At 68.2% G+C, this 26,318-nt stretch carries 13 protein-coding genes; 3 read left to right on the plus strand and 10 right to left on the minus strand.

Going from position 1 to position 26,318, the window contains the following annotated elements; genetic code table 11:
• The first annotated feature begins 336 nt into the window (after positions 1-336).
• Positions 337-1,299 carry a class 1b ribonucleoside-diphosphate reductase subunit beta gene (nrdF, locus tag IBJ82_RS00395; RefSeq protein ID WP_194823991.1) on the plus strand — a complete coding sequence of 321 codons (963 nt, stop codon included), beginning with the start codon at positions 337-339 and terminating at the stop codon, positions 1,297-1,299.
• A 47-nt stretch (positions 1,300-1,346) separates the two neighbouring features.
• Here the strand turns inward: nrdF and IBJ82_RS00400 are convergent, their stop codons facing one another.
• A complete protein-coding gene (locus IBJ82_RS00400; RefSeq protein WP_194823992.1) occupies positions 1,347-2,303 on the minus strand; it encodes a YafY family protein in 957 nt (318 codons plus the stop codon).
• A gap of 63 nt (positions 2,304-2,366) precedes the next feature.
• Here IBJ82_RS00400 and IBJ82_RS00405 point away from each other — a divergent pair, with 63 nt between their 5' ends.
• Positions 2,367-3,524: an epoxide hydrolase family protein gene (locus tag IBJ82_RS00405; RefSeq protein ID WP_194823993.1), complete on the plus strand. Its 1,158-nt coding sequence runs from the start codon at positions 2,367-2,369 to the stop codon at positions 3,522-3,524.
• A gap of 92 nt (positions 3,525-3,616) precedes the next feature.
• Here the strand turns inward: IBJ82_RS00405 and IBJ82_RS00410 are convergent, their stop codons facing one another.
• Together IBJ82_RS00410 and IBJ82_RS00415 are read right to left on the minus strand one after the other, a co-directional pair.
• Entirely contained in the window at positions 3,617-5,041 is a 1,425-nt protein-coding gene (locus IBJ82_RS00410; protein ID WP_370585077.1) for an AMP-binding protein, read from the minus strand.
• Between the two features lie 123 nt (positions 5,042-5,164).
• Positions 5,165-6,457, minus strand: coding sequence for a lipase family protein (locus tag IBJ82_RS00415; protein ID WP_194823994.1), 1,293 nt, complete (start codon positions 6,455-6,457; stop codon positions 5,165-5,167).
• 95 nt (positions 6,458-6,552) lie between these two features.
• On the opposite strand from IBJ82_RS00415, the gene IBJ82_RS00420 reads away from it, so the two are divergent.
• Positions 6,553-7,230, plus strand: coding sequence for a TetR/AcrR family transcriptional regulator (locus tag IBJ82_RS00420; protein WP_194823995.1), 678 nt, complete (start codon positions 6,553-6,555; stop codon positions 7,228-7,230).
• Positions 7,231-7,313: 83 nt separating this feature from the next.
• On the opposite strand, the gene IBJ82_RS00425 is transcribed toward IBJ82_RS00420, so the two are convergent.
• From IBJ82_RS00425 to IBJ82_RS00455, 7 genes are all read right to left on the minus strand, one after another.
• Positions 7,314-8,165 carry an alpha/beta fold hydrolase gene (locus IBJ82_RS00425; protein WP_194823996.1) on the minus strand — a complete coding sequence of 284 codons (852 nt, stop codon included), beginning with the start codon at positions 8,163-8,165 and terminating at the stop codon, positions 7,314-7,316.
• 145 nt (positions 8,166-8,310) lie between these two features.
• A complete protein-coding gene (locus tag IBJ82_RS00430) occupies positions 8,311-9,201 on the minus strand; it encodes a dioxygenase (RefSeq protein ID WP_194823997.1) in 891 nt (296 codons plus the stop codon).
• Between the two features lie 89 nt (positions 9,202-9,290).
• Positions 9,291-10,376, minus strand: coding sequence for an ABC transporter substrate-binding protein (locus IBJ82_RS00435; RefSeq protein WP_056812308.1), 1,086 nt, complete (start codon positions 10,374-10,376; stop codon positions 9,291-9,293).
• 56 nt (positions 10,377-10,432) lie between these two features.
• Positions 10,433-11,221, minus strand: a complete 789-nt coding sequence (locus tag IBJ82_RS00440) for an ABC transporter permease (RefSeq protein ID WP_194823998.1) — start codon at positions 11,219-11,221, stop codon at positions 10,433-10,435.
• Entirely contained in the window at positions 11,221-12,039 is an 819-nt protein-coding gene (locus tag IBJ82_RS00445; RefSeq protein ID WP_194823999.1) for an ABC transporter permease, read from the minus strand. The genes IBJ82_RS00440 and IBJ82_RS00445 overlap by 1 nt, the downstream gene beginning before the upstream one ends.
• Positions 12,036-13,046: an ATP-binding cassette domain-containing protein gene (locus IBJ82_RS00450; protein ID WP_194824000.1), complete on the minus strand. Its 1,011-nt coding sequence runs from the start codon at positions 13,044-13,046 to the stop codon at positions 12,036-12,038. The genes IBJ82_RS00445 and IBJ82_RS00450 overlap by 4 nt, the downstream gene beginning before the upstream one ends.
• On the minus strand, positions 13,043-26,263 hold the full coding sequence (locus IBJ82_RS00455; RefSeq protein WP_194824001.1) for a non-ribosomal peptide synthetase: 13,221 nt from the start codon (positions 26,261-26,263) through the stop codon (positions 13,043-13,045). Before IBJ82_RS00455 ends, IBJ82_RS00450 begins: the two co-directional genes overlap by 4 nt.
• Positions 26,264-26,318 lie beyond the last annotated feature (55 nt).

A 26,318-nucleotide genomic window follows, 5' to 3' on the forward strand; every position in this document is an offset into this window, starting at 1 on the left:
GCTTCGAATGCCAGTGTGCCGGAATTGGCGCCCCGCACCCGCACCGGGCCCGGGCGTGCCGGGCAGTGGCGGCGCTCACCGGCGAAGTGGGAGTCGGCACACATGTGGCGAATCACTGGCGATGCGATGGTGGTGAGATCGCGATCGTGCCGCACAATGGGGGCCGCGTGTGTGGTGTGGGTGTTCGGCCGGTCGGGTCGAGTTCTGCGCGCCGCAACACAAGCTGTAGTGCTCCCCGAGGTTGTCACCCACTACGAGTAGTGTTCGTGGGTGAAGGGCTTCGCGCACGGCGGCGGGTGCGGGTCAACAGGTCTGGCGGAAAGGTGTGGAGGCGGAATGAAGCTCATCGATCGGGCGTCGGCCATCAATTGGAATCGGGTGCCCGATGAGAAGGATGCCGAGGTCTGGGATCGGCTGACCGGCAACTTCTGGTTGCCCGAGAAGGTCCCGGTGTCCAACGACATCCCGTCCTGGAACACCCTCACCCCTGACGAGAAGCAGCTCACCATGCGGGTCTTCACCGGCCTGACGCTGCTCGACACCATCCAGGGCACCGTCGGCGCGGTCTCGCTGATCCCCGACGCGATCACCCCGCACGAGCAGGCGGTGTACACCAACATCGCGTTCATGGAGTCGGTGCACGCCAAGAGCTACAGCTCGATCTTCTCCACCCTTTGCTCCACCAAGGAGATCGACGAAGCGTTCCGCTGGTCGGAGGAGAACCGCAACCTGCAGCGCAAGGCCGAGATCGTCCTCGGCTACTACAACGGTGACGACCCCCTCAAGCGCAAGGTCGCCTCCACGCTGCTGGAGAGCTTCCTGTTCTACTCCGGCTTCTACCTGCCGATGCACTGGTCCTCGCGGGCCAAGCTCACCAACACCGCCGACATGATCCGCCTGATCATTCGCGACGAGGCCGTGCACGGGTACTACATCGGCTACAAGTACCAGAAGGGCCTGGAGCTGGTCTCCCAGGCCGAGCGCGACGAGCTGAAGAACTACACCTTCGAGCTGCTCTTCGAGCTCTACGACAACGAGGTCGACTACACCCAGGACCTCTACGACGAGGTCGGCCTCACCGAGGACGTCAAGAAGTTCCTGCGCTACAACGCCAACAAGGCGCTGATGAACCTCGGCTACGAGGGCCTGTTCCCGAAGGATGAGTGCGAGGTGAACCCGGCCATCCTGTCGGCCCTGTCGCCCAACGCCGACGAGAACCACGACTTCTTCTCCGGCTCTGGCTCAAGCTACGTCATCGGCAAGGCGATCAACACCGAGGACGCGGACTGGGAGTTCTGAGCGAACTCGACCAGAACGGCGGCGGAGCGTTTTCCGCCGCCGTTCTGCTATTCCGGGGTGGTCGCGCGGGTGAATCGCGCGGCGATCAGGCGCAGGTGCTCGACCAGTTCGGGGCCGTGTTCGATCTCGAAATCGGTGTCCAGGGCGCCGAGCAGGAAGGTCAGGCCGCGCGGGTTGTCGGCGCCGATCTCCAGGCGGCAGGTGTCGGCGTCGATCGGTTCGACGGTGCCGTAGGTGGCCGCGGAGCGGGCCAGTTCGGAGTCGGCGGGCACGTGTAGTCGCACAACGGCGCGGTAGGGCCACAGCTGGGCGACACCTTTCGCCACGTGCGCCGCGGCGTCGCCACCGGGGATCTCGCGCGGCGAAAAGCGTGGGCCCACCGGAATTTTGGGCTGCATCCGGTCCACGCGGAAAGTGCGCCAGTCGTCGCGGTCGATATCCCAGGCGACGAGATACCAGCGCGGGCCCCAGGTGACGAGTTCGTGCGGTTCGGTCTCGCGCCGGGATTCGCGGCCACCGCTGCGATAGTCGAAGCGCAGGCGTTGACGGTCGCGGCACGCGGCCGCGATGGCGGACAACACCGCCGGATCGACATCGACGCGGGACCGGCCGGGGGTCTGGACGGTCGAGACCTGCATGGCGTGCACGCGATGCCGCAATCGGGCAGGCAGCACCTGCTCGAGTTTGACCAGCGCGCTGAGCGCGGTCTCGCCGATGCCGCTCACCCCGCTGATCGAGGCAGTGCGCAGGGCGATCGCCATAGCGACGGCCTCCTCGTCGTCGAGCTGCAACGGCGGCAACCGCGCGCCCGCCTCGAGGTGATAGCCGCCGTCGATGCCCTTCACCGCGCGCACCGGGTAGTCCAGCGCGCGCAGTTTGTCGACATCGCGGCGCACCGTGCGAGTGCTGACATCCAGGCGCGCGGCGAGCTCGTCGCCGGACCACTCGCGCCGGGTTTGCAGCAGTGCGAGCAGCCGAAGTAGCCGCGCCGAAGTTTCTTTCACGAATTCGACTCTGCCAGTTCTATAGGACAGAAGGTGTCCGCTTGTGCTCATAGTGTTGTTCTTATGAGCAACGAGATCACCCCGTTCCAGATCGAGATCCCGCAGTCCGAACTGGACTACCTCCAGGCCCGGCTGACCGACGCCCGCTGGCCCGCCGAGCAGCCGGGCGCCGAGTGGAGTCGCGGTGTGCCGCTCGCGTATCTGCGCGAGTTGGCCGAATACTGGCGGACCTCCTACGACTGGCGCGCTGCCGAGGCGGAGCTGAACAAGTTCGCGCAGTTCACCACCGAGATCGACGGCCAGCGCATCCACTTCCTGCACGTACGATCGGCGAATCCCGATGCCACGCCGCTGATCCTGACGCACGGCTGGCCGGGTTCGGTCGTCGAATTCCTCGATGTGATCGGCCCGCTCACCGACCCCGCGGCCTACGGCGGCGATCCGGCCGACGCCTTCCACCTGGTGATCCCGTCGTTGCCCGGCTTCGGCTTCTCCGGACCGGTCACCGAGGAGGGCTGGAATCCGGCCCGCATCGGCAAGGCGTGGGTCGAGTTGATGAGCAGGCTCGGCTACGACAGCTACGGTGCGCAGGGCGGTGACTGGGGTGCGTTCGTCACGCCCGAAGTGGGACGCGCGGGTGGTGACAAGGTGATCGGCGTGCACATCAACGCCGCGACCTTCGGGTTCATCCCGTTCGGTCCGGTCTCCGACGAGGAGAAGGCGACGATGACCGCCTCCGAGCTGGCCCGGCTCGATCGCCTCGCGCGGTTCAAGAGCGAGGGCAACGGCTACTTCCAGATTCAGGCGTCACGCCCGCAGACCGTGGCCTACGGCCTGCACGATTCCCCGATCGGCCAGCTCGCGTGGATCGTGGAGAAGTTCAAGGAGTGGACGTTCCCTGCCGCCGGCCTGCCGGAGGACGCCGTGGATCGGGATCGACTCCTGACCAACGTGATGCTCTACTGGCTCACCGGCACCGCGGGTTCGTCGGCCGCGCTGTACTACGAGGCCACCCACGTCCGCTCCTGGGAGACCACACCGCTCACCACGCCCACCGGCGTCGCGGTCTTCGCCGAGGACATCGCGATCCGGCGCTTCGCCGACGCGGACACCGACATCGTGCACTGGTCGGAGTTCGACCGCGGTGGCCACTTCGCGGCGATGGAAGCGCCGGACCTGCTGGTCGACGACATCCGCGCGTTCTTCCGCGGACTGCGCTAGTCAGCGATCCCAGGGCGCCCGCAGCGACGGGTCGGCGCGGCTTCTCGGCGGAGTGGGCGGCGCCGACCCCTCGTCGGCGCCGCCGAGTTCGGTCAGCCCAGCGCGGCCAGGCCGCGGCGGTCGATCTTGCCGGTCGGGGTGCGTGGTAGTTCGTCGACGAACAACACATCGCGTGGGGCTTTGAAACGGGCGAGGTGGGTTTTCACGTAGGTGCGGACGTTGTCGGCGTCCAGCTCGCCTGCGGCGACAACGAACGCGGCGAGCCGCTGGCCGAATTCCTCGTCGGGCACACCGATCACGGCCGCTTCGGTGATCGACGGGTGCCGGTAGAGCAGGTCCTCGATCTCGCCGGGGAAGACGTTCTCCCCACCGGAGACGATCATGTCGTCATCGCGCCCGTCGATGAAAAGCCTTCCGCCGGAATCGAAGTGACCGAGATCGCCGGTGCTCATCAAGCCGCCACGGATCTGCTTGGACCCGCCGCCGGAGTAGCCGTCGAAGGCGATGGTGTTGCCCACATAGACGGTGCCGACCGCGCCGGGCTCGCTGATCCGGGTGCCGTCGGTGTCGTAGAGCGCGACGATGATCCCGACCGGTGCTTTGCCGACGGTGCCGGGGGCGGCGATCCAGTCCTGTGGGGTGGCGATGGTGGCTGTGCCGGTTTCGGTGCAACCGTAGAAGTTGTAGATGACCGGGCCGAAGGTCTCGATCGCCCTGGTGCCCAACGACGAGGGCAACGCCGCCCCGGCGGTGAACACGATCCGTAGGGAGCTGGTGTCGTTGGCGGACAACACTTCTGGGTCCAGATCGAGGATGCGACGCAGCATGGTGGGCACCAGCACGACCATGTCGGCGCGATGCTCGGCGATCTGAACGAGCGCGCGGGCGGCGTCGAACCGGCCGTGCAGCACGATCGTCGATCCCAGATTCAGCGAGAGGATGAACTGGGACAGCGCGGTGCCGTGGAACAGCGGTGCGCACAGCAGCACTGTCTGCCCGCGTCGCAAGGGCACGCGGTCCACGAATTGCGCTGCGGCCAAGGGCGATTCCACTCGTCGCGGTGCGCCCTTTGGTGTGCCCGTCGTCCCGCCGGTGAGCAGGACGAAGCCGCCCTGCTGTGCGGGCGGACGTAGCGGTGCTGCGGTGGGGCGAATCGTGTTGTCCAGCAGTCGGATCCGCGCCGGGAGATTTTCGGCGATCGCGGACAGGGCTGGGTCGAGCACGAGGGCCCTGACGCCTTCGCGTTCCAGTACGTCACGCAGCTGTGCCGCACCGAATCCGGTATTGAGCAACACCAGCCGAGCGCCGAGTTTCGCTGTGGCAGCCATGCATTCGACGAGTCGCACCCCATCGGGGCAGAGTACGCCGACCGTGTCGTCCGCGCCGAGGCCGTCGGCGTGCCAGGTGGCGGCGAGCGCGTCGGTGCGTTGGTCCAGCTCGCGGTAGGTGATCCGCTGCGTCCCCGCAGACCAGCGCGATTCGGTCGGGTGTGCGCCGTGCCGAGGATCGGATCCCACCGGCGATCGGGCCGAACGCGCGCATGGTGCGGGCGGTGCGCAGGATCTGTGCGGGGTTTCGCGGATCGATGATCCCGGCCCTCGCCAAGGCGCGGACCTGGCGTATCGAGGTCGTGGCGGCGCTCAACATACTCGCGGCCCCGGGTCGGCGCCCGCGGCGACCGCGAGCAACCAGGCGACAGTGCCCAGTTCGGGGACGATCTCGGCGCTGATGTGCTCCGAGAACGGCACTCGGATCATCCGCATGTTCACGCCGCGCGCGCAGTAGTCGGCGGCGATCTTGTCGATCGCCAGTTCGGCGGGCAACAGCTGGTCGGTGGTCGAATGCCACATCAGCAGCGGGATATCGGGGGTGTTCTCCGGTGCGCCGAAACTCGCGGCCGACAGGGCGGGTAGCGCGGCGGCCAGTGCGGCGTCGGGGTCGGTCAGATACTGCGCCATCGGGCGGAGCAGGGTGGTTGCCACGGAGGTGTAGAGACAGCGTTCCCGCAGGTCATCGGCCACCCGGCGGCCTTCCGGAGTCAGGTACTGCTGCAGTTGTCGCTCGAACTCGGGGTATTCGCGGGCCAGTCCGAGCACAGCCAGCCAGCCGGTGAAGTTGGCCTGCGGCTGTTGGCCCGAGATCGCGAACGGTGCGATCGCGACTTTGTCGCCCGGGATGCCGCCCTGCACGCTGCCCTTGATCTCGAGTTCGGGAGCGTAGTGGCGGCGTTGCTCGGCAGCCGACGCGGACGCATTGCCGCCACCGGAATAGCCCCACAACCCCACCGGTGCGGCCTCGAGCCCGAGCCCGCCGCGCTTGGCCGCGCGGATGCCGTCGAGCACCATCCGGCCCTCGCTGGGCGACATGATCGTGTCTTCTTTACCGTCGAAATCGGTGGTCACCACCGCGGCGCCCGCGGAAAGGAACTGGGCCATGATGGCCACCTCCTTCTGGATTCCCGCGCGCAGGGTGTAGGACGGATTGCACTGCTGGCCGAGGCTGTCGATCGCCTCCTGATACGAAATCAGCGGGCGCGCACCGGGGCCCAGCCACGGGATGCCCGGTACCAGCACGGTGGTCGCGGTCGCGATCGGGTTGTCGTGCACGTCGGAGGTGCGCAGCAGCAGTTGCGTGGTGTGTACCGGGGCCGGGATGCCGAGCACATGGGTCTGCACGACCCGGCTGCGGATCACCTCGCCGTTGGCGTAGCCGGTGAGATCGGCCGGATCGGCGTACCAGGGGTCGTGCTGCGGTGTGGGGATCGGCACGACCGCCGGATACACCTGCGCCTCGTTCGGCAGTGGGGGCAGTTCGAAATCCTCGGCGCCCGCGGGCCCCGCTGCCACCAGCGCTGTTATCGCGAGCAGAGGCAGGGCTCGGGCGCCGAGCCGTGGGAGCCGGGGCGACCGGCAGGTGGCCGTGCTGCGCTGCATGGCATCTCCTTCGATAGGTGCTCCTGATTACAGCACGGTGCCTTGTTAAGAACAAGAGTTCTTGTTTATATGTGGCAATCTGTAGGCTGAGCTGCGTGACGTCGACCGACAAGAGCCAAGTCCGCTCCCGGCGCATCCAGGGCCTGGACGCCGAGCAGCGCCGTGCGCGCAGGCGTGAACAGATCCTGGCCGCCGCCTTCGACCTGATCGCCGCCGACGGTTACGTCAACACCGCGATCGAGCAGATCTGCCAGACCGCCTTCGTCGGCAACAAGGCCTTCTACGAGCTCTTCGACAGCAAAGAAGACTGCTACCTGGCGCTGCTGCAGCAGCAGAGCGAACGTTCACAGGACAGGGTCGCCGACGCGCTGTCGGCCTCCTCGGGCGCCCGCGACGACGTGGTCGCCGCCGTCATCGGCGCCTTCGCCCACTCGATGGTCGACGACCCCCGCGTGGCGAGGGTGACTTTCGGTGAGGCCAGCGGCATTTCGGCAAAAGTCGAACAGCAGCGCCGAGCCAACCGCCGCTGGGCCGCCCAGTTCCTCGAAACCCTGTGGCGCGAATACGGATTCGTTCCCCCCGAAGGTATCGGCGTCGACCTGCACGCGCTGGCCGTCTCCGCGATCGGCGGCCTGTTCGAAACGGTCGCCGACTGGCTCCACACCGACGCCGGTGCGGCAGGTGACATCGACGTGCTGATCAGAGATCTCACGGCTTTCATCGAAATCGTGCACCTGGGATTGGCTGCCGCCGCGGACCGTTCGGGGCGCTGAGGGTGCAGTCCTGAGGGCAAGCCACGACTCCTCGGCAATACCGAGCGGTGGATCGACAGGATTCGGGAGGGCCGCGGCTGCGTTCATCGAGCTGACGTTCTCGATTGGTTCGCAGCATTCAGGCTGTGGAGGAATGAGAGGGCGCACCGGGCGACCGGTTGGGGGTGGGTCCACCAGATGCCGTGGCCGGCGCTCGTTCCGGCGATCACCGAGGAGAAGCCTGCCGCGCCGGGAAGGAGTTCGGCCAACGTTGACGCATCGTCTGCGGTGCCCCCGGCCTGATCCGCGTGTCCACGCAAAACCAATGCTGGGCAGCGTATTTCAGCGAGTCGGTGGGTGATCTCGTCACGGGTCGCGAGTGTTTCCCATGCCGCGGCGGTGCGTACGCGGTGTGGATCGCTGAGCCAGCGGTGGATCCAGTGTTCCTGATCGTCGGTGGTGCCGCCGATGAGGAGCGGAGCGAGTCCGCGGGCTTGCGGCTCCAGGGGGACGCGGGGATCAGTCCAAGCGCTGGCCATGGAGCGGTATCGAGCGGATTGCTCCGGGGTATCGGCCGCGGCGGTAGTCGAGGCAAGGATCAGGGCTCGGGTGCGATTCGGGTAGCGCAGCGCGAAGCGGAGGGCGGTGTAGCCGCCCTGGCTCATGCCGCCCAGAGTGACCGGGCCCGCGATGGTGAGGTGGTCGAGGACGGCGGCTATATCGTCGGCGAGATCCCAATAGGTGAAGGGCTTCGTGACGTCGGCCTCGGTGTGGCCGAAACTGCGGGCGTCGACGGTGATGACCCGAAATCCGTTCTCCACAAACGTTTCTCGGGTTCGATCGAACATGGTTCCGTCCATCAGGAACCCGTGGGAAAGCACAACCGGCTGACCCGCGCCGGTATCGGTGAAATGGATATCGGTGCGCTCGCGGTGCACATGCATGATCGAACTCACTTACTCAGTCGTCGGCTACCTCCGACGTTCCCCCAGAGGTATGGCAGTCGTCTCAGGGTAGTTCGACCGCAGTGCGGGGCGGCGTGAATCCCGCCGACTGGACACTGCGCACCGAGGAAATGTGGTTTCGCGGCCCGCGGGCTCTTCAGCGTGGTGCGGGGCCGCCGGGAGGTGGGCCACCCGGTGCTCCGCCCGAGGGTGGAGCACCGTTGTCGGACTGGGTGTTCTGGGATTTCGCCGCTACGCCGACGGTGAGTGAGACGGACATGGTGGTGGTGGGTGTGCCGGTGACGGTGGCCAGTTCGGCGTCCCAGCCGTCGCCGAAGACGCCATCGGAGGACAGGGTGACGCCGGACAGGTTGCGGGTGCTGTTCACGTAGGCGGGGTCGGCGTCGAAGACCGCGGTGCACGCGTTCTGGGGGAGGGCGATCTGGGAGGTGAGACGGGCGTTGTCGCCTGCGACCGCGGTGGAAAGGGAGTCGTAGACCTCGAAGTGGATGTGGGGCCAGCGGCCGGCATAGCAGGCGGGGAAGATTGAGGTGAACCGTACGGTGCCGTTGTCGTCGGCGACTTGGACGCCGCGCAGGTAGTTCTGTTCGGTGGCGCCCTCGGTGTAGAGGGAATAGCGGCCCTCGCGGTCGCAATGCCACACGTACACCGCCATTCCGGTGCCTGCCGCGTTCTTCACGAGGTCGCGCAGGTTCAGGGTGAGCGTCATCGGAACACCCTGGGCGGTACCGGAATACGCGCCGAAGCTGGTGGTGATGTCGGAGCGGACCACGCCGGATTCGATCAGGACATTGGGTCCGTTGGAACCGTCACCGGGATAGGGGCCCGCTGTTTCCTGCGGCGCCGCCGCGGGAGTCTCCGCCGACGCGGAGGTGGTGGACTCGGCCGAGCTCGAGCCAGTGCTGTCGGTCGAGGTCGCGCAGCCCGCCGCCGCTGCCGCAACCCCGGCGACGCCGAGAAAACTCAACGCCCGCCGACGTGACATCACTCGGAGATCGTGCCCGAGTCCCAGATCGTGCTCACCCATCGCTGCTCCTTCGCCGCTGTCGTGTCGTCGACCACGCTAGGTACGTGGACTGCGCCGCGACTGCGAACACGCTGGGAGTTAGCTGGGAGTCAATCGGTGACGTAGCCGTTGAGGCTGTTGCGGAGGTCGGTGAGGACCGCGCGGGCCGCGGTGAGACCTGTCGTGTGCCAGACGTTGTTGTCCACCGCGAAGACGCGCTTGTCGGTGGAGGCGCTGAGTTCCTCGAAGGGAGTCGAGCGCAGGACCTGTTCGCCGTGCTCCTCGCCGTCGGGGCCGTCGAACATCACGTAGATGACGTCGCCTTCGGCCTTGGTGGCGAGGTCGGCTTCGGTGATGTCGAAGGACCGGCCGCGCTGGGCGGTCGGTCGTTGCACCCCGACATCGGAAAGGACTTGGGCGGCAAAGGTTTCCGAGCCCTGGACCTGGGTGGCGTCGGCGGTGAAGCGCAGCACCGAGGCCTGGGACTGGGTCGCGTTCAGTGCGGGGCCGAGGTCGTGGGCCTCGGTGAGGTAGTTCCGCAGGGCGGTGTCGGCGGCGTCGTCGCGGTTCATGCCCGCGGAGTAGGCGGCGAAATCGGACTGCCAGCTACCGCCGGCGCCGATCAGGACGGTGGGGGCGATCTTGCTCAGCGCCTCGTAACCGCCGGCGGCCGGGGCGACGTCGCCGAGGATCAGGTCGGGCTTCAGTTCGGCGATCCGTGCCGGATCGGGCTGACCGATCGGGCCGACGCTCGGCACCTTCACCACGCCGTAGCCCAGGTACATCGGCTGCGAACGATCGCCGTCGAGGGTGACCGCGCCCGCGACCCGCTCCCACAGGCCCAGCGCGCAGGCCGCGTCGAGTGCCGAGGTGGTGAGGACGACGATGCGCTTCGGGTCGGCGGGAACCTGCGATACCCCGGCGGTGTGGGTGACCGTGCGGGTCGCGCCGGAGCCCGCATCGGGTGCGCTCGGCAACGGGCACGCGGTCGCGGTGTCGCGATCGGTGCCGACCACCCCCGCACCCGCGATATTGGTGGTGGTGCGGATGATCGTGCTCGCGTCGTCGTGCTTGTCCGCGCAACCCGTGGCGAGCAGTGCGGCACACAGCAACGCGGCAGCCGCGACGACACCGCGCGAGCGGACAGCCTCGGCGGTGCGACTCAATCGGGTGCGGTCTCGGGCGCTCACCGGCATGCGCACGAGGGTACTGCGTTGCTCCGGGTGCGAGTGCCGCGGGTTCGCGGGCCGAACTACCGGCGGCTCGCGCGCCGGAAGCCGATGGCCGCGGGCACGGCGAACAACAGGAGGGCGGCGCCGGACCAAGCGAGGGTGAGCAGTAGCGGTCGGGCGATGGGACCGGTGTCGGACAGGCCGCGCATGGCGTCGACGGCGACCGACATCGGCTGGTTGGCGACCACCGGCTGAATCCAGGTCGGGAAGGCGACGAGCGGCACGAATCCGGTGCTGAAGAACATCATCAGCGAGGCGAGGATCGTGATGCCCTCGACCAGTGAGGCCTTCGCGCTGTAGACGGCGACGGCGGTGACCATGGTGGCGAAGGCGAGTCCGAACACCACGGGGATCGCCAGGAATACCAAGGCGGCCAGTGGACCGTGGTGGAAACGGAAGCCGAGCAGGTAGCCGACGATCAGCACCGTCACGGTGCCGAGCAGGATGCGGCAGCCCTCGGCGAGGATGCGCGAGATCAGGCCGGAGGCGCGATGCACGGGCAGCACCCAGAATTTGGCCAGCAGGCCGGCGTCGCGTTCCCGGCCGAGCAGCACGCCACTGGCGACGGCCCCGGACAGCGCGCCGACCAGGGCGACCATCGGCACCGAGCCGTAGAGGGCATCGTCGCCGGTGAACTTCTGGATCTGACCGCCCACCACGATGTCGAGCATCAGCAGCAGCAGGCACGGGATGAACAGGGTCTCCAGCAGCGTGACCGGGTTGCGTGCCCAGCGCACCAGCAGCCGTTCGGTCTGGATCAACGTGTGCCGCAGCAGCGACACCGCCGAGGTCTCGAGTTGTTCTGCCATCAGGCCCTCCTGGAACTCAGCCGGATGGCTACCGGCGTGCAGATCGCCAGCATCGCGGCAAGCCAGAGCAGCGACGGGGTCACCAGCGACCAGGTCACCGTCCCGGCGTTGCCCAAGGTGTCACCGGCTAGCGCGCGCAACACGATCGCGAACTGGGAGACCGGTTGATTGCGGACAAACCACTGGATCCACTCCGGGAACTGGCTGGCCGGGGCGAGACCGGTCGAGAGCATGCCGAAGATCAACGGGGGTAGCAGCAGCGCCTGCGAGGTGGCTTCGGGGCTCTTGGACAGCGTGCCGATCACATCCGCGCCGAGGGTGAACGCGAGTCCGATGAGGACCGAGAACGCCAGATATCCGAGAGTGTGCATGGCGTCGAGTCGGAACCGGAAACCGATCACATAGCCCGCGGCGATCCCCGCGGCCAACGAGATGAGCAGCCGGAACAGGTTGGCCGACATTCGCGCCGCGACCGGAACCAGCGGGCGCAGCGGCATCGCGCCGAAGCGGCGGTTGAGGCCGGCCACGGAATCGGTGGCCGAACGGAACGCCGCCGAGATGGCGGTGAACGCGGCGGCCTGCAGGATCACCAGCGGCATCATGTACTGGGCGTAGCTGCTGAAACCGTTGCCGGAGAACGTCATCACAGTTTTCAGCGGGATGTAGAAGCTGGCCGTGAAGGCCGCGGGGGCGAGTACCGAGGCGAGGAACTCGCCGGATTTGATCGAGGGCACGATCAGTCGGGTGCTCAGGACCCACCACTGCTGCACCGTCTCCGGTGTCGCGCGCGCGGAGGTGTTCCAGGTGGCGGCGGTCATGCCGTGGCCTTCGATTCGTCCTCGTTCGAGGCCAGGTGACCGGTGAGCTGCAGGAACACATCGTCGAGCGAGGGCCTGCGCAGGGCGATGTCGACGAGTTCGACCGAGGCGTTGTCGAGTCGGCGCAGTGCCTCGGCGAGTGTTTTGGCACCGTCGGGCGCGGGGATGGTGATGCGGTCCGATTCAGGAGTGAGCGCGGCCAGGTTCTCGGCGGGAAGCAGCGAGCCGAGCGCGGCGACGATGGTCGGCAACCCTTCCAGATCCAGCGGCACGATCTCGCAGTAGCTGCCGCCGGTGCGATGTTTCAGCTCGTCCGCGGTGCCGGAGGCGATCACCACGCCGTGATCGATCACGATGATCTGATCGCTGAGCGCATCGGCTTCCTCCAGATACTGGGTGGTGAGCAGGGTGGTGATACCCGCGGTCTTGAAGCCGCGCACCAGGTCCCAGACGCCCTGCCTGCTGCGGGGGTCGAGTCCGGTGGTCGGCTCGTCGAGGAAGACGACATCGGGCCGCACCACCAGCCCGCAGGCGATGTCGATGCGGCGGCGCATGCCGCCGGAATAGGTGCCGACGCGCCGGTTCGCGGCCTTCTCCAGGTCGAATTCGCCGAGCAGTTCTCTGGCTCTGGCCTGCGCCGCCGGTTTGCGCAGCCCCATCAGCCTGCCGAACATGACCAGGTTCTCGTAGCCGCTGAGCATGTCGTCGAGCGCGGCGTACTGCCCGGTCAGCATGATGCGTTTGCGTACCGCGGCCGGGTCGTCGACGACATCGTGTCCGGCCACCACCGCCCGGCCGCGATCGGGGGTGACGAGGGTGGACAGGATGTTCACCATGGTCGTCTTGCCCGCGCCGTTGGGACCGAGGATGCCGAGCACCTCACCGGGGGCGGCCTCGAAATCGACACCGCGTAGGGCGTGGACGTCGCCGAAGGACTTCTCGATCCCTTCGACCACGACACCGCCGGTGCGCGGGTTGCTCTGCACGAGAGTGTGTTCGACGCTCATATCCGGTCTCCTGCTTCCAAGTGGTCGTCGAGTAGTGGCGAGATGACCGACAGTGCATAGGGATTGGTCAGTTCGTCGTGGGTCACATCGACGTCGTGGTTGGTGATGTCGCCGGTGACGTAGGGCCGCCAACCGTCGGGCCCCATCCATTCGGCGGGGTCCACCGTGGCGCTGAAATAGACGACGTCACCGTGGTAGATCGGCCGCTGATATCCGGTCCGCGTGCCTGCGGAGGCGTTGTAGGAGCCCGCCATTCGCTCGATCGTCGCGGCGTCGACGAGTTCGACCCCGCCGAGTCGGGCGGTGATGAGCTCGGCCGCCTCCTCGGCGCTCGAGTCGGCGGGGACGTCGTCGATGCCGAAGATGGCGCCGAAGCTGTTGATGAACGCGCCCGCCGACAATCGCTCGATGGTGTCGCCGTCGATATCGGCGGTGTCGGTGTCCAGGAGTGCGACGACTCCCACCTGCTCGCCCGCGGCGGACAGTTGCACCGCCATCGCCTGGGCGATGAGACCGCCGAACGACCAGCCGAGCAGGTGATAGGGGCCGCTCGGCTGCACCGCGCGGATCTCGCGGACGTAGCGCTGGGCGAATTCCTCGATCGAGCGTGCCGACGGTTCGCGACCGCTGAGATCGGGGGCCTGGAGGCCGTAGATCGGTCGCCCCGGCCGTAGCTGTTCGGCCAATCCCAGGTAGCTCCACGACATTCCGGAGGAGGAGTGGACGCAGAACAGTGCGGGTCGATCCCCGTCGGGGCGGATCGGAAGCAGCACATCGAGGCCGAGACCGGTCGGGCCCGGTTCCGCGACCGCCGCCGTGTGCGCGGTCATGGCGGCGGCTTCGTCGGCCGAAGCGGCCTGGGCAGCGGGGGTTTCGGCGAAATGTGCTGCCGCGTCGAGTGCCTCGACCCACAGACTCGCGAGTTCGGCGACATCTTCGCGGGCCAAAAGTTGAGCCGCGTAACCGAAGTCGGCCTGGAGGCGGTCGCCGACCACCATCGCGTTGATATCGATCGCCGACATGATCGGTACCTCTGGATGCTCGGCCGCCTCGAGATCGCCGAGCGCGTCGGTGGGTAGCCAGCCCAAGCCCTCCAGGCCGGCGGGTGTGTCGACCGAGGTGTGCCTGCCGAGATAGTTCACGCAGATCTGACCGGGCAGTCGCGTCGGGAGTTGTTCGGCTGTTTCGGGATTCAGATAGCGCAGCAGCCCGAATCCGATGCCCTTGTCCGGAACCGCGGCGAGGTCGTGCTTGGCTCGGCGGATGGCCGTGCCCATGGCGGGTCCGCCGGACAGGGCGTCCTCGACGTCGATGTCGGCGAGATCGAGCCGCACCGGGTACAGGTTCGTGAACCAGCCGATGGTCCGTGACAGGTCGGCGCCGGGCACGACTTCCTCCTGCCTGCCATGGCCTTCCAGGCGCAGCAGCGCCGAGGGCTCGTCCACGCCTCTGCGCGCACGCCATCGCACCAGCGCCAGAGCCAGGGTGGCGAACAGCGCGTCGGTGACGCTGCCGTGGAACAGGCGGGGCAGGGTGGTGAGCAGCGCTGTGGTGGTGTTCTCGTCGACCTCGATATCGAGGCGGCGGACCGTCTGCCCCTGATCGGTGGCCGGATCGAGGTGGCGGGCGCCGAGCAGCGGGTCGGGGCCGTTCACCACCCGTTGCCAGTACTCGAGTTCGGCCAGCCGCCCCTCGGAATGGGCCTGCTCGGTCAGCGCATGCGACCAGCGCCGCATCGAGGTGCCGATCTCGGGCAGCGCCGGGGTGGTGCCCGCTGCCACCTGGGCCCAGGCGGCGATCAAGTCCTGCACCAGAATTCGCCAGGACACGCTGTCGATCGCGAGGTGGTGTGCGACGACGATCAGGCGTCCGGGCCGGGTGTGCGTACCGGCGTCGCCGACTGGATCGAGCCAGACGAATTGGAGTACGACACCGTCGGCGGGATTCAGGCGGTTCATCGCGGAGTCGAGTTCGGTCTGCGCGTATTCGCGCAGGTCGATCGAGTCGGTGGCGTCGAAGGCCGTGCGGTGCACGAGTGCGTCGACGTCGACCGAGCCGGGGTCGGCCACGCGCAGCCGCCACCCGTCATCGTCTGCCCACAGGCGTGCTCGCAGCATGTCGTGTCGGTCGATCGCGGCGGTAAGGGTGGTGACGAGTTGCGCGCGGTCGATGCCGACCGGCAGTTCCAAGACCGCGGTTTGGGCGAACCGGTCGAAATCGCCGCCGCGTTCGATCATGTATCGGACGATCGGGGTGAGTGGCAGGTCGCCGATACCGCCGCCGGGCAGTTCCTCGAGTGCCTCGAACGTCTCGGCGGCATCGACGGCCGCGCCCAGCGCCGCGACCGTGCGATGTTCGAACACCTGCAGCGGTGTGCAGTGGACCCCGCGCAGCTTCGCCTGGGTGACCAGCTGGATGGCGAGGATGCTGTCGCCGCCGAGGGCAAAGAAGGAGTCGTCGATGCCGACCTGCGCGCGGCCGAGCAGTTCGGCGAAGACCTCGGCCAGCACCAGTTCGGTCGGTGTCTCCGGTGCGCGGTACGCGGTGTCGTCGGTGACGAACACCGGTTCCGGCAGTGCTTTTCGATCGAGCTTGCCGACCGCGTTGATGGGGATCTCGTCCAGGACCACAAAGGCGGCGGGGAGCATATAGGCGGGCAGGGCGTCGGCCGCCGTGGCACGGATGTGCGCGATATCGAGCTCGGCGTCGGGCATCCGCACCAGGTAGGCGGCGAGGGCGGTGGAACCGGTCGGACCTGGAACGCCCAGTGTCACAGCGAGATCGACGCCGTCGATGGCGCCGAGCACCGCGTCGATCTCGCCGAGTTCGATGCGTTGGCCGCGTACCTTTACCTGGAAGTCGGTGCGACCGAGGTATTCCAGTGCCAATCCGGCGGGCGTGCGCATCCACCGCACCAGATCGCCTGTGCGATACAGGAGTTCACCGGAGCCGCCGAACGGGTCGGCGACGAATCGCGCCGCGGTCAGGCTCGGCCGGGCGTGGTAGCACCGCGCGAGGGCGGTGCCCGTGAGGTACAGCTCGCCCGCGACGCCGACCGGTACGGGGCGCAGTCGGTCGTCGAGGACCAGTACCGCCGCACCGCGAACAGGAGCGCCGATGGTGACCGGTTCGGTGGCCGACAGCGGCTCGGATCCTGTTGCCCAGATGGTGTATTCGGTCGGGCCGTACAGGTTGACCATCGTGCGCCCGCCTGCGCCGCCGCACCAGCGGGCGACCAGATCGGGGCCGACCGCCTCACCCGCGACCGCGAGGACCCGAAGGCTCGACACCTCGGCGGGATCGATGGTGGCCAGTGCCGACGGCGTGATCACCATGTGGGTGACCGACTCGGCGGCGATCAGTTCCGCCAGCGGTGCGCCGCCGAAGACCTCCGGTGGGGCGATCACCGAGGCCCCGCCGCCGCCGAAAGCCATGAGCGCCTCGAAGATCGACGCGTCGAAACTCGGTGAGGCGACCTGCAATACCCGGGCGTGTTCGTCGAGGGTGAGGTCGGCGCGCTGGGAGGCGACCAGGTCGGCCAGGCCGCGATGGGTGACGGTGACGCCCTTGGGGGTGCCGGTGGAGCCGGAGGTGTAGATCATCCAGGCCGGGTTCTCGACCCTGATCGGGACCGGCAGTTCCTCGGCGGTGAGGTCGGCGTCCTCGGTGGCGTCCAGGCGCGCGGCGAACTCGGCGTCGTCGAGGATCAACCAGCGGGTGGCGTCGGAGAGCTGTGGTCGGTACTCGGCGAGGGTGATCCCGACCTGGGCGCCGGAATCGGTGAGCATGTGGTCGATACGGTCCGCCGGATGCTTCGGGTCGACCGGCAGGAAGGCAGCGCCCACCTTCGCCGCTGCCCAGATGCCGGTGTGCAGTTCGGCGCAGCGGGGCAGGCCCAGCGCTACCACGGTTTCGGTATGGGCCCCCGCCTCGATCAGCAGCCTGGCCAGCTGGTTCGACCGCGCGTGCAACGCGCGGTAGGTGGTCGTGCCGGATATCCGCGCGGTGGTGTCGGTGACCAGCGCGGGCCGGTCGGGGAAGGTGGTGGCGGTTGTGGTGAGGAGCTCGGCCAAGGTGGTCGTTCCCGCGGTGGCGGGACCGCGGACCGGAATCAGCTCCGCGCGTTCGGCTTCGGCGAGGATGTCGATATCGGTGAGGCGGATGTCGATATCGGCGAGGACGGTGGACAGGACCTGCCGCCATCGGGTCGCGAACGCGGTGACCGTGCTCGCGTCGAACAGGTCCGTTGCGTAGGTCAGGACGCCGTCGATGCCTGCGGGGCCTGTTTCGCCGAACCGTTCGCGCAGGTCGAGGGTGAGGTCGAAGGCCGAGGAGCGGCGGTCGAAGTCCTCGACTTCGAAGCGGAGTCCGGGCAGTTCGAGCACCGGCTCGATGAAGTTCTGCAGCGACAGCGATACCTGGAACAGCGGGTGGTGGGCGGTCGATCGGGTGGGGTCGAGCGCCCCGACGAGCTGCTCGAACGGCAGGTCGGCGTGGGCGAAGGCGTCGAGGTCGGTGGAGCGAACCGTCGCCAGCAGCTGCCGGAAGCCGGTGCCGGGGTCGACCGGCGTGCGCAGGGCAAGGGTGTTCACGAACATGCCGACGAGGTCGTCGAGGGCGGCTTCGCCGCGACCCGCGATCGGGGTGCCGATGACGACATCGCCGGTGCCGCCGAGTCGGGCCAGCAGGACCGCGAGTGCGGCGTGGACCACCATGAACACGCTGACGTTGTTCGCGGCGGCGAAGTCGATCAACGCGCGATGGGTCTGTTCGTCGACGGTGAAGTCGATATCGTCGCTGCGCATCGACTGCACCGCGGGGCGGGGGCGATCGCTGGGCAGTTCCAGGGCATCCGGGGCGTCGGCGAGGTTCTCACGCCAATACTGGATCTGCTGTGCGGCGACAGAGTCTGCTTCCGTGCCGGTGCCGAGCAGTTCGCGATGCCACAGGGCGAAGTCGGCGTACTGCACGGCGAGTGGAGGTCGGCTGGGTGCCGCGCCCGACACCCGCGCCGAGTACGCGGCCACCAGGTCGGCCGCCAACGGCGCCATCGACGCGCCGTCCGCGCTGATGTGGTGCACCACGAGGACGACGACATGCTGCTCGGCGGCGGGGGAGCCGTTGGTAGAGCTGGCGGAGTTCGCAGCGTCGAGGCGGTACAGGCCTACCCGCAACGGGGGCTCACGGGTGAGATCGAATCCGGTTCCCGCCAGTTCGTTGATCCGATCCCGCAGTGGCGCACCGTCTTCGGTACCGATCAATGGCATCGCGGGGGTGGAACCGTCGATGCCGACGACGACCTGGCGTGGGCCTTCGTCGTCGGCGGGGTAGCGCGTGCGCAGACTTTCCTGGCGTTCGACCACGTCGGCGAGTGCGCGGCGCATGGCCTCCACGTCCAGGGATCCGGTGAGGCGAAGGGCGATCGCGATGTTGTAGGCCGACGACTCCGGGTCGAGCTGGTTGAGCACCCACATGCGCTGCTGCGCGGGGGACAGCGGGATGCGGTCGGGCCGCGGACGCGGGGCGAGGGCCGGGCGACCCGCGCTGCCTTCGGCGGCCGGGACGACCCGCGAGGACAACTGGGCAACGCTCGGTGCGTCGAACAGATCACGCAGGGCGATGCTGGACCCGAGTGCCGAATTGACCCGGGCCACCACCTTTGTCGCGCTCAGCGAGTTGCCGCCCAGCTCGAAGAAGGACTGGTCGACGCTCACCCGCTCGCTGCCGAGGACCTCCGCGAACACCTCGGCGACAGCCTGTTCGATCGGCGTGCGCGGCGCGAGATAGGACTGCTGCGTCACCGAGAAGTCCGGTATCGGAAGGGCTTTGCGGTCCAGCTTGCCGACAGGTGTGAGCAGGATGTCTTCCAGCACAACGACATAGGCGGGCACCATGTACCCGGGCAGTTCCGCCGCCACCTGTGCGCGCAGTCGCTCGGTGTCGAGTTCGACATTCGGCACAGGAAGCACGTAGGACACGAGCACGGTGGCGCCCGCCGGTCCTTCGCGCCCGATCGTCACCGCGTAGTCCACCTCGTCGACGCGCGAGAGCACCGCGTCGATCTCCCCGAGTTCGATCCGCAGGCCGCGAATCTTGACCTGGAAGTCGCTGCGGCCCAAGTATTCCAGGGTGAGCGCGGCGTTCTCGCCCGTGACCCAGCGCACCATGTCACCGGTCCGGTACATGCGTTCCCCGGCGCTGCCGAAGGGGTTGGCGACGAACCGGCTCGCGGTCATCTCGAACCGGTTGAAGTAGCCACGCGCCAGCGCGGGACCGGCCAGATACAGCTCGCCCGCGATGCCGATCGGCACCGGCCGCAACCAGCTGTCCAGCACTACCAGCGCCGCACCGCGAATCGGTCCGCCGATGGTCACCGGCTCGCCCGCGACCAACTCGGCGGGGCCGGTCGCCCAGATGCTGAACTCGGTGGGGCCGTACAGGTTCACCATCCGCCTGCCCGCGGCCCACTTCTCGATGAGCTCGGGGGTGGCCGCCTCGCCTGCCACCGACAGCACCCGCAGATCGGTGAGATCGGTGGGCTCCATCGTTGCCAGCGCCGACGGGGTGATCACCGCGTGGGTGACCCGCTCGGTGCGCAGCAGCGTCTCTAGTTCGGTGCCGCCGTAGACCTCCGGCGGCGACACGACCAGGCGTCCACCTGCCGCGTGCGCGGTCAGCATTTCGAAGACGGAGGCGTCGAAACTGGGGGAGGCGACCTGCAACGCGCTAGCCGACGGGTCGAGTGCCAAGGTCTCCCGCTGGGCGGTGACGAGATTCGCGATACCGCGGTGGCTGAGCAACACCGCCTTGGGCTTTCCGGTGGAACCGGAGGTGTAGATCAGGTAGGCGGTGTGGTCGATATCGACAGGGCCGCCGCGTTCGTCATCGGTGATCGGCGCGTCGGAGACCAGCATGGCGCGGCGCATGGTGTTCAGGTCGTCGAGCAGCAGCCAGTCGATGGACCCTGGCAGGTCGTCGCCGGTGGCCGTCACTGTGACGCCGATCGGGGCCTTCGAATCGGTGAGCATGTGCTCGATCCGCTCCACCGGGTAGCTCGGATCCAGCGGAACGAAAGCCGCACCGGTCTTGGCCAGCGCCCACACGGCCACCACCGATTCCAGCGACCGGGTCAGCGCGAGTACCACGAACACCTCGGGGCCGATCCCGCGACGGAGCAGCACCCGGGCGAACCGATTGGACCAGGCGTCGAGTTCGCCGTAGCTCATCCGCAGCTCACCCGCGCTGACCGCGATCGCCTCGGGATCGATGCGCGCGCCCGCCGTGAGGACGTCGGCCAGTGTGCGCATCGGCAGCGGCGGTGGGCCGTGAACCGGTGCGAGTGCGGCCGTTTCGGCATCGCTGCAGTTCCGCAGCTGCGACACCATCGCATGCGGGTTCTCGGCGAGTTGCGCGAGGAGTCGGATGAAGCGGTCCAGGAGTGTCTGTGCCGCAGTGTGTTCCAGCTGATCGGCCATGAACTTCACCGTGATGCGCAGGGCATCGCCCGCGCCGGCCTCGCCGCGCAGCGGAATCACCATGAGGTTCAACGGGTACGGCGTCGCGTCGGTGCCCTCGATGTCGAGCACTCGCATGCCCGCGATATCCAGGGCTTGGGACAACGCCTCGCGATCAATGGGGTAGGACTCGAAAACGGTGAGGGTGTCGAACAATTCGGCCAGACCGACGGCGCGGTGGATGGCGGCGAGGCCGACGTGCTGATGGTCCATGAGCCGCGCCTGTTCGGCCTGCACGCGGGCGAGCAGGTCGGAAACCTTCTCCGACGGATCCAGCGTCACCCGCACGGGCACGGTATTGATGAACAGCCCGACCATGTCCTCGACACCGGGCAGCTCCGGCGGCCGACCGGACACCGTGGCGCCGAACACCACATCGGTGCGGCCGGTGAGCATGGCCAGCAGCATCGACCAACCGGCCTGGACCAGGGTGTTCACGGTCGCGCCCGCTTCCCTGGCAGCGGACTCGAGCACCGCGACCGTGGCCGCGGACAGATCGTGCGAGAGCATCCCGGTCTCGGTCGACTCGATCCCGGCGAGCGTGGGGACGGCTCGGGTCGGTGTGTCGATCCCGGACAGGGCCTGTTTCCACGCGTCGAGCGAGGCTTGGGCGTCCTGTTCTTCGAGCCAGGACAGGAATTCGCGGTAGGACCGGGCGGGCGGCAACATCGACGCGTCGCCCGCGGTGACGTACAGGGTGAGCAGTTCCCGAACCAGCAGCGGTGTCGACCAACCGTCGAGCACGAGATGGTGATTGGTCATGACGAGCCGGAAGTTCTCCGGGGCGGTCCTGATCAGCGTGAAGCGCAGCAGCGGGGGACCGGTCAGGTCGAAGCGGGTCAGCGCGTCGAGTTCGATCACCCGGTCGAGTTCGCGCGCTCGCTGCTCGTCGTCGGCGATCTCGGTGAGATCGATGTCGTGCCAGCGGATCTCGGCCGCGGACAGGACCAGTTGGCGGGGGCCGTCGTCGGTCTCGACGAAGGCCACGCGCAGATTCTCGTGCCGATCGATCAGCGCCTGTGCCGCGCCGCGCAGCCGGGTGGCGTCGACCGTGCCCGCCAGGGTGAGCAGCGATTGGACCGTGTAACCGTCGGCGGTGTCGGAGTCGTAGAGCGCGTGGAAGAGCAGGCCGTACTGCAGCGGCGAGAGCGGCCAGACATCGGTGAGTTTCGGGTAGGAGTGCTCCCAGCGTTCGATCTGTGGTTGATCGATTGTGACGAGCTCGAAGTCCGAGGGGGTGCGGCCACCCGCGTCGCCGGATTCGGCGTGGGTCACCAGCGCGCGCAGGGCCTGCGACCACAGCTCGGCCAACTCGCGCACCTCGGCCTCGTCGAGCAGCCTGCTCGCGTAGGCCCAGGTGACTTCCAAGCCGGCATCGGTGAGCACCGCGTTGATATCGACGACAGCGGCCAGCGGAGCGCGGTCGTCGTTGGTCGCGGCGAAGCGTTGCGGTACCCAGGGATCGCTGCCGGTCACCGCCCTGCCGAGATAGTTGAAGCTCAGCTGCGGTGTCGGCGCGTCCGCCAGCGCCGCGGCGGTCTCGTCGTCCAGATAGCGCAGCAGGCCGAAGCCGACACCGCGATCAGGGACCGACCGCAGTTGCTCCTTGGTCGCCTTGATCGCCGAACCCGCCGCGCGTCCACCGGCGAACGCGTCGCCGAGATCGATCTCGGTCAGGTCGAGCGCGACCGGATACACGCTGGTGAACCAGCCGACGGTGCGTGCGACATCGGCGCCGGGCAGCAGGGATTCACTGCGGCCGTGGCCCTCCAGCGTCAGCAGGGCGCCGGTGCGTTCGCGCCACCGGCACACGGCCATGACGAGCGCCGCGAGGAGTACTTCGTCCGCGCCGCAATGGAATTGCTCGGGTACCGCGTGCAGAACGGTGTGCGCGAGGTCGGCGGGCACCGTTGTCTGCCATTGCGCCATGGTGGTGACCACGTCGACGGCCGGATCGAAGGTGGCAGGCGGCGAGTCCGTGGCGAAGGACGGATCGGGTGTGGCCAGGATTCGCTGCCAGTTCGGCAGTTCGTCGAGTCGCGAGGTGGCGTTCTCGACCTGGCCGTGCGCCCAGCGGCGGAAGGAGGTGCCGACGGGGTCGAGTGCGCCGCCGAAGGCCGCGGTGGCCAAGTCCGGCAGCAGGATTCGCCACGAGACGCCATCGGTGACCAGGTGGTGCAGGACCAGCCAGCACAGCGGGTCGGCGTCGGCGCGTTCGATCATGACGAACCGGGCAACGGCGCCGGCGGTGGGATCGAGGCGATCCGCGGCATCCTGTAGGGCGCGGTCGACCGCGTCGTCGGTGTCGGCTCGGACCACGTCGATCAACGTCGCGGCGTCGACCGAACCACGTTCGGCGACAAGCCATTCCCAGCCGTCCGGGGTTCGGCGCAGCGACGAACGGAGCAGATCGTGGTGTTCGAGCAGGACCTGTAGCGCCGCGGCGAGCCGCGGGCGGTCGAAGTCGGCGGGCAGCCCGATGAGCACGGCCTGTCCGTAGCGACCCCAGGTATCGCCGTGCTCGACCATCGCGTGCACGATCGGGGTGAGCTCCACCGCACCGACACCGCCACCGGGCAGTTCGTCCACCACGACGACCTCGGTGTCGTCCGCGACCGCGGCCAGTGCGGCGACCGTCTTGCGTTCGAAGACATCGCGGGCGCTGAACGAGATACCGGCGGCCTTCGCGCGCGAGACCAGCTGGATGGAAACGATGCTGTCGCCACCGAGGGCGAAGAAGCTCTCGTCGACCCCGACGGTGTCGAGTCCGAGCACTTCGGCGAACAGGGCTGCCAGAGTTTGCTCGCGCGGCGTGGACGGCGCGCGGCTCGTGACGGTGCGGGCACTGAAATCCGGTGCGGGCAAAGCCTTTCGGTCCACCTTGCCGAGTGGGGTGAGCGGAACCTCGTCGAGAACCATCACCACGGCGGGCACCATGTAGGCCGGAAGACGTTCACCGACAGCGGCTTTCACCGCTTCGGGATGGACCTCGGTGCCCGGCTCGGTCGTGACGTAGGAGACGAGCGCGGTCGCGCCGGTGGCGGTCTCGACGCCGAGGGTGATCGCGAAATCGATCTCGGGAAGCCGCTGCAACGCGGCATCGATCTCGCCCAGCTCGATCCGGTAGCCGCGCACCTTCACCTGGAAGTCGCTGCGGCCCTGGTACTCCAGGGTGAATCGTGTGTCGCGGTCGGTCCACCGCACCAGATCGCCGGTGCGATACATCCGCTCGCCGGGCGCGTGCGGATTCGCGACGAACCGGCTCGCGGTCAAGCCGCTGCGCCGGTGGTAGCCACGCGCGACGCCCGGCCCGGCGAGGTACAGCTCGCCCACGGTGCCCGCGGGGACCGGTCGCAGCCAGGAGTCGAGCACCAGGCCCGACACGCCGCGCACGAGACTGCCGATCGTCACCGGGGCGCCGGGGACCAGCGGTTCGGTCAGGGTGGTGGTGACGGTGGTTTCGGTGGGTCCGTAGCCGTTGATCAGCGCGCGCCCGGCCCATTTCGACACCAGCTCCGGCGGACAGGCGTCGCCGCCGACGACGATCGTGCGCAGATCGGGCAGGGTCGCCGGGTCGAGGGAACCGACCACGGCCGGGGTGACATTGAGATGGGTGACGCGATGCGTGCGCAACACCTGCGCCATGTCCTCACCCGCGTACGCCGACGGCGGAACCACCGCGAGGGTGGCACCGGCGGCCAGGGTCACCAGGATCTCCTCGACGGAGATATCGAAGCTCGGCGACACCGCGTGGGCGACGACCGAGTCGGCGTCGACGCCGAATCCGGCCCCCGAACTCGCGGCGAGATTCGCCAGGCCGCGGTGGGAGACCAGGACGCCCTTGGGCAGTCCGGTCGACCCGGAGGTGTAGATGATGTAGGCGACCTGATCGAGCCCGATCGCGGCGGTTCGCTCGGCATCGGTGATCGGTGCGGCGTCCTGTGCGGCGAGGTTCGCGACAGTGGTTTCGGCGTCGAGGGCGAGCCAATCGACCTTGTCGGGCAAGGACTTACGTACCCGGGTGACAGTCAAGCCGGTGACGACGCCGCTGTCGTCGATCATGTGCTCGATCCGGTCATCGGGATAGGTCGGATCGATCGGGACGAACGGCGCGCCCGTCTTGGCCACCGCGATCGTGGCGAGCACCGATTCCGCGGAGCGTGGAATAGACAGTGCGACACCGTGTTCGGGGCCTGCGCCCGCGGCGATCAGCAGGCGGGCCAGCCGATTCGTGTAGTCGTCGACCTCGCGGTAGCTCAGTGTGTCGTCGGTACCCCAGCGAAGGGCCGCCGCGTCCGGATCGATCGCGGCGCCCGCGGCGAGGATCTCGGGCAGGGTCTTCGGCTCGACCCCGGCCGGACCATACGCGGGCACCGAGGCCGCCTGCTCGGCGGCCGAGAGGACCGGCACCGTCGACAGTGGGGCATCGGGGCCGGCGACGAGGAACCGGTGCAGGAACATCAGGAAGCGATCGTGGTGAGCCGCCAGCTCGGCGTCGCTGTAGAGGTTTCCGTTGCCTTGGAGATCGATGTGGGTGCTCTCGCCGCCCACACCGGGGTACAGGTTGACGAACAGGTCGTCGATCAGGCCCGAGGTGAGCACATTGAGCCGTCCGACCACCGGGCCGAGCGCGATCCTGGTGTCCACCATCATCAGATTCACGGCAGGACCGAACGACGTCGCCTCGTCCATCGCCCAGCCGAGATCACGGACGATGTCTTCCTGGCGATAGCGCTGACGTCGCAACGCGCCGGTCAGTTCGGCCTGGACAGCCAGGATCACCGCGCCGACGGTCGTCGTGGGATCGAGGGTGACCCGCAGCGGGACGACATTGGCGAGCATGCCGCCCGAACGGCGCAGGGTCGCCGAGGTCCGCGCGGACACCGGCAGGCTCAAGACCACCTCCGGCGCGCCGGTCATCGCGGCGAGATAGGCGCCGAACGCGGCGACCACCGTGGGCGCGACGCCCGAGTTCACCGAGGCGGCAACGGAATCCAGCAGGGCGGTCGTCTCCGCGGGCAGGGCGCCCGAGACCCGGTTGGGGTGGCCGTCGACCTCGGCGTCACGGCCGGCGAGGGTGACCGGATCGGCCAGTTCGGCCAGGTGATCGCGCCAGTACTCGCGGTCGGTCGCGAAGCGGGTCGAGGTCCGGTAGGCCAGATCGGCCTCGACGATCTTCTGCAACGGCTCGGCCTTGGTCGGTGGCGGCTCGCGGCCGTCGAAGGCGGCGTTGTAGAGCTCGCCGGTGCGCTGGACGAGAGCGAGCGCGCCCATCCCGTCCAACACGATGTGGTGCATGCGCGCGTACCAGAACCAGCGGTCCTCGGCGACCCGCAGCATGGCGAGGCGGACCAATCGGTCGCGCATCACGTTCAGGGGTGCGGTGTACTCGGCCCGCATCCAGGTGTGCGCGGCGGCTTCCGGGTCGGGACGGTCGCGCAGATCCACTCGGGCGATCTCGTCGTCGAGGGACAGGTCGACGATCTGATGCGGCTGGCCGTCGACGTCGACCAGTCGCAGGTAGCCGGTGCCGAACTCACGGCCGGTCTGCCGGACCGCCTCGGTGAGCAGCGTGTGGTCGATCTCGCCGGCCAGTTCGACGTATTGGGCGATGGAGATGGGCGTATCGCCCGCGATGTGCTGGGCGAACCAGATGCCGCGCTGGGCGGCGGACAGCGGAAAAGGGCCTTCTGGTGCGATCATGAGCGAACCTGCGTTCTCATGTCTCGAGCTCGGTGTTCACGATGTGTCCCGACCG

Origin of the sequence: Nocardia sp. XZ_19_231 (assembly GCF_015355705.1) — a bacterium.
GTDB classification, from domain to species: Bacteria; Actinomycetota; Actinomycetes; order Mycobacteriales; family Mycobacteriaceae; genus Nocardia; species Nocardia salmonicida.

What these genes read in the sequence shown, in the direction of transcription:
- IBJ82_RS00430 (WP_194823997.1), bottom strand. Translation starts at nt 9,201, where the DNA reads ATGGGTGAGCACGATCTGGGACTCGGGCACGATCTCCGAGTGATGTCA.
- IBJ82_RS00405 (WP_194823993.1), top strand. Translation starts at nt 2,367, where the DNA reads ATGAGCAACGAGATCACCCCGTTCCAGATCGAGATCCCGCAGTCCGAA.
- IBJ82_RS00440 (WP_194823998.1), bottom strand. Translation starts at nt 11,221, where the DNA reads ATGGCAGAACAACTCGAGACCTCGGCGGTGTCGCTGCTGCGGCACACG.
- IBJ82_RS00435 (WP_056812308.1), bottom strand. Translation starts at nt 10,376, where the DNA reads ATGCCGGTGAGCGCCCGAGACCGCACCCGATTGAGTCGCACCGCCGAG.
- IBJ82_RS00445 (WP_194823999.1), bottom strand. Translation starts at nt 12,039, where the DNA reads ATGACCGCCGCCACCTGGAACACCTCCGCGCGCGCGACACCGGAGACG.
- IBJ82_RS00450 (WP_194824000.1), bottom strand. Translation starts at nt 13,046, where the DNA reads ATGAGCGTCGAACACACTCTCGTGCAGAGCAACCCGCGCACCGGCGGT.
- IBJ82_RS00415 (WP_194823994.1), bottom strand. Translation starts at nt 6,457, where the DNA reads ATGCAGCGCAGCACGGCCACCTGCCGGTCGCCCCGGCTCCCACGGCTC.
- nrdF (WP_194823991.1), top strand. Translation starts at nt 337, where the DNA reads ATGAAGCTCATCGATCGGGCGTCGGCCATCAATTGGAATCGGGTGCCC.
- IBJ82_RS00455 (WP_194824001.1), bottom strand. Translation starts at nt 26,263, where the DNA reads ATGATCGCACCAGAAGGCCCTTTTCCGCTGTCCGCCGCCCAGCGCGGC.